Below are 4,326 nucleotides of genomic sequence, written 5' to 3' on the forward strand. Positions count from 1 at the left end.
GGCACGAACTCGCCGTCGATGAACAGGCCGTAGGACGGCGCGATGTCGACCACCGAGCGGGACTCGGGGGCCGGGGCGGTGAGCAGCAGCGGGTGGCGATCGCCCGCGCGCTGATCACCCGTCCGGCAGTGGTGTTCGCCGACGAACCGACCGGCGCGCTCGACACCCGCACCTCCCGGCAGGTGCTCGACCTGCTGCGGGCGCTGGTGGACGAGCACGGCCAGACGATCGTCATGGTGACCCACGACCCGGTGGCCGCAGCGATGGCCGACCGGGTGCTGCTGCTGGCCGACGGCCGGCTCGCCGGCGAGCTCACCGGGGCCGACGCGGGTGCCATCGCGGCCCGGATGACCATGCTGGAGTCGGCGTGCTGACCCGCGACCGGCTGGGCACGTTCGTCGCCGTGCTGCTCAGCACGGCCATCGTGGCGGCGGCGCTGCTGCTCTGGACGTCCTCCCGGCCCCGGGTTCCGGACCGGTTCGAGGAGCTGGGCGTCGTGGTGCAGAGCCCGGCCGCGACGAATCCCGCTGAGTTCTTCGCCGAGCCGGTGCCCTGGCCCGCCGCCACGGCCCAGGAGCTGGCGGATCGGCTGGGCAAGCTGCCGGGGGTGACGGCCGTCGTGCAGGACCGGCCGTTCTACGCGCAGCCGGTCCGCTCCGGGCGGCCGGTCCCCGGCCTGACCACGGGGTACGGCTGGAGCGCGGGCGCGGCACGGCTGGTCGCGGGGACACCGCCGACCGGGGAACGGGACGTGGTCGTCGGCAGTGATCTGCGGGTGCCGATCGGCCACGAGGTCACGGTGCTGACAGCGACCGGGCCGACCTCGTGGCGGGTCACCGGCCACGTCGAGGGCTCGGCGGTGCTCGTGGCCGGGACCGTCGCGGCCCGGCTGCAACCGGGCGTCCGGGCGATCGGGCTCGGCGGCGATCCCGACCCGGCCGCTGTGCGTGCAGTCGTCGGGAGTGCCGGAACGGTGCTGACCGGCGCGGGGCGTGGGGCTCTGGAGCCACGTGCCGATGCCCGCCTGCGCTGGATCGGCACGCAGGTGCTGACCGCGACCGTGGCGCTGGCCGGCTTCGCCTGCGTTTTCCTGGTCGCCTCGACCTCGGCCTTCGGGGTCAACCAGCGCCGCCGTGAGATCGGGCTGCTGCGGGCGGTCGGGGCGACGCCGCGGCAGATCCGATCCACTCTGTACCGGTCGGCCCTGCTGGTGGGCGGGGTGGCTGCCGCGCTGGGTGTGCTGCTTGGCGCGGTGCTGGCGCTGGTGCTGGACGGGTTCCTGGTCGACGCGCGCTTCCAGCCGGTCGGGTTCACCGTGCACTGGGAGCCGTGGGCCCTGGCCGTGGCGTTCCTGGCCGGGCCGCTGGTGTCGTTGCTCGGTGCGGCGGCTTCGGCCCGCCGGGCATCACGGATCGGCCCGTTGGAGGCCCTGCGAGTCGCTGAGGTCGAGGACCGGCCGATGTCCCGCTCGCGCTGGATCGCCGGTCTGACGGCAGCCGCGATCGGTGCCGCCGCCGGCCTCTACACCGCGACCGCGGCGGATGTCACCGACATGGCCCAGTTCGCGCTGCTCGGGGCCATGGCGCTGGTCGTGGCGGCGGCCCTGCTGGCTCCCGCGGTCGTTCCGCTGCTGGTCCGGCTGTTGCTGTGGCCGGTCACCGGCATCACCGGATCGTTGGTCCGCGAGAGTGCCCTGACCGGGGTCCGGCGCACGGCCTCGACCGCCGCGCCGGTGCTGCTCACCGTGGCCTTCGGGGTCTTCATCACCGGCACGGTCCAGACCTCGACAGCGGCCTACGCGGTCCGCCGGGCCGCCACTGTGGACACCGGAACCGTGCTGATTCCGAACGGCACGCCGGGTCTGACCGACGCCGCGGCGCCCGGCGCGCCGCTACCGACCCAGGTGTACGTGGCCGGCGCGTCGGTCGCCGTCGTCGGGTTGCCCACTCAGTCGCCTGGCACCGCACTGGTGAGCCCGGACGCTGCCGAGAAGTTCGGCGACAGCGTCACAGTCACCTACGCGGACGGGGTACGGGAAACGCTGCGGATAGCCGGCGAAGCACCGGCGGGCCCGATCCCGGCGGAGCTCGTGCTGGCCCGTGACGTCGTCCGGGACCACGACAAGTCAGCGCTGGCCCCGGCCGCGTTCACCGCCGCAGCCCCCACCACACCGGGGGCGGAGCTGGTCTCCGTGGCCACGTACGCCGAGCGGGCCGACGCCGAGGAGGACCGCCTGGTCTGGTCGTTCACGCTGCTCCTGCTGGTCATGTCCGCCGGCGCGGGAGCCCTGGCCGTGGCCAACACCCTGCTCATGTCCACCCGCCACCGCGTACGCGACTACCGCGTCCTGCGCCTGGCCGGAGCCACCCCACGCCAGGTCGCCCTCACGGTGGCCCTGGAGTCGACCCTGGTCGTGGCGATCGGTTCCCTGCTGGGCGGCGCGACCGCGATGCTGGCCCTGCTCGGCTCGGCCGGCTCCCTGGCCGCCCAGGTCGGTGCCGAGATCAGCGTGATCGTGCCCTGGCCGCTGATCTCGGCGATCGTCGCCGCGTGTCTCGTGCTCGCTCTGGTGGCGAGCACTCCGTCCGCCCTGCGCGCCCGGCCGTCGAGGTGAAGCCGCTAGAGAGCAGCCTCGGCGGCCGCCAGGAGAGCGTCGTTCTCCTCCGGCGTGCCGATGGTGATGCGGACACCGTCGCCCTGGAACGGCCGGACGATCACGCCCCGCTGCTCGCACGCCGCGCCGAAGGCCATCGCCTGGTCGCCCAGCGGCAGCCAGACGAAGTTGGCCTGGCTGGCCGGAACGTCCGGGTACAGCTTGCGCAGCGCCTCGGTGACCCGCTCCCGTTCGCTGATCACCAGCGCGCAGCGGCGGACCACCTCCTGCTCGGCGTCCAGCGCGGCCAGCGCCGCCGCCTGGGCCACCAGACTGGTGGAGAAGGGAGTCAGCACCTTGCGGATCGCCGCGGCCACCTCCGGCTGGGCCACCAGGTAGCCGATCCGCAGCCCGGCCAGGCCCCACGCCTTGGACAGCGTGCGCAGCACGACCACGTTCGGCCGGTCGCCGTAGGTCACCAGGCCGTCCGGGACCTGGTCGTCCGTGACGAACTCGCGGTACGCCTCGTCCAGGACCACCAGCACATCCGACGGTACGGCGTCCAGGAACCGGTCCAGTTCCGCCTTGCGCACACTCGTACCGGTGGGGTTGTTGGGGCTGCAGACCAGCACCAGGCGGGTCCGGTCGGTGATCGCCTCGGCCATCGCCGCCAGGTCGTGGCCGTGGCCCGGGGTGTTGGGCACGCGGATGCTGGTCGCGCCCACACCGGCCGAGATGATCGGGTACGCCTCGAACGACCGCCACGAGTAGACGATCTCGTCGCCCGGCAGGCAGGTTGCTTTGGCCAGGTGCTCGGCCAGGGCCACCGAGCCGCAGCCGGTGACGATCCGGTCGGGGCTGACGCCGTACCGCTCGGCCAGGCGGTCCCGCAGCTCCAGCACACCCATGTCGGGGTAGCGGTGCGACTGGGTCATCGCCGCCGCCACCGCCTCCGGTACGCCGGGCAGCGGCCCGAACGGCACCTCGTTGCTGGCCAGCTTGATCGCCTCGGCGATACCCAGCTCACGGGCCAGGTCGGCGACGCTGCGGCCGGGCACGTACGCCGGCAGCGCCTCCAGGTCGGCGCGGGTCAGCCTGCTCATCTCTTCCCTCCGGTGGAGTCGTCGGCGTTCTCGGGCGCCTTCACAGGCTGCTCCCGATGGCCGGGTGGCACGGCGACGACCACGGTCGCGGCCGACTTGTCGTGCAGGGCTTGGCGCAGTTGCTGATCGAAGAGCACCGAGCCGGAGTCGACGAGCTGCGCCACGAAGCCCAGCCCGTAGCAGCTCCACAGCGGCGTCCACATGCCGAGCCGGGCCCACCGGCCGAACGCGCGACCGAAGCCGAGCGGTTCGGTGTTCTCCAGCTTCACGACCTTGACCTGCAGCAGCCGCTTACCGAGGGTCTGGCCGCTGTTGGCCAGCGCCGGCACCTCGTAGGCGAACCACAGGGCGGTGGCTATGACGAGCATGGTCAGGATGAGGTAGCTGGAACGGGCCGAGGCGGGCTGCGGACTGGTGAACGGGTCGGCCATGGTGGCGCGGAAGATCGGCTCGACCTCGAGCCACCACTGGTACGCCAGCCAGCCGTTGAACAGCACGTTGAGGATCAGCACGGCGACGATGTCGATCAGCCGGGCGACCAGGCGGCGGCCCAGGCCGGCCAGGGGCTGGCCGTGCGGGCGGGCCTGCACCTGGTAGGCGTAGGCGTGCGGGGGCCCCCAGCCGGGCGGC

At 73.4% G+C, this 4,326-nt stretch carries 3 protein-coding genes and 1 pseudogene; 2 read left to right on the forward strand and 2 right to left on the reverse strand.

Annotated elements, in window-relative coordinates; genetic code table 11:
* Positions 1-74: 74 nt before the first annotated feature.
* Both AB0C29_RS36025 and AB0C29_RS36030 read left to right on the forward strand, forming a co-directional pair.
* Positions 75-374, forward strand: a pseudogene (locus AB0C29_RS36025) (ATP-binding cassette domain-containing protein); the annotation flags it as partial.
* Positions 368-2,614: an FtsX-like permease family protein gene (locus tag AB0C29_RS36030; protein ID WP_360830088.1), complete on the forward strand. Its 2,247-nt coding sequence runs from the start codon at positions 368-370 to the stop codon at positions 2,612-2,614. The pseudogene AB0C29_RS36025 and the gene AB0C29_RS36030, both read left to right, overlap by 7 nt.
* A 5-nt stretch (positions 2,615-2,619) precedes the next feature.
* Here the strand turns inward: AB0C29_RS36030 and hisC are convergent, their stop codons facing one another.
* Positions 2,620-3,696 (reverse strand): histidinol-phosphate transaminase, encoded by a 1,077-nt coding sequence (gene hisC, locus AB0C29_RS36035; protein WP_360830091.1) that lies wholly within the window; start codon positions 3,694-3,696, stop codon positions 2,620-2,622.
* On the reverse strand, positions 3,693-4,326 hold a 634-nt coding region (locus AB0C29_RS36040; RefSeq protein WP_360830094.1), incomplete at its 5' end, for an RDD family protein. The genes AB0C29_RS36040 and hisC, both read right to left, overlap by 4 nt.

The organism is Actinoplanes sp. NPDC048791, from assembly GCF_040650095.1.
Lineage (GTDB): Bacteria > Actinomycetota > Actinomycetes > Mycobacteriales > Micromonosporaceae > Actinoplanes.

Bases quoted from the DNA above. Each gene is read 5' to 3' on its own strand.
- hisC (WP_360830091.1), bottom strand. From the start codon at position 3,696: ATGAGCAGGCTGACCCGCGCCGACCTGGAGGCGCTGCCGGCGTACGTG.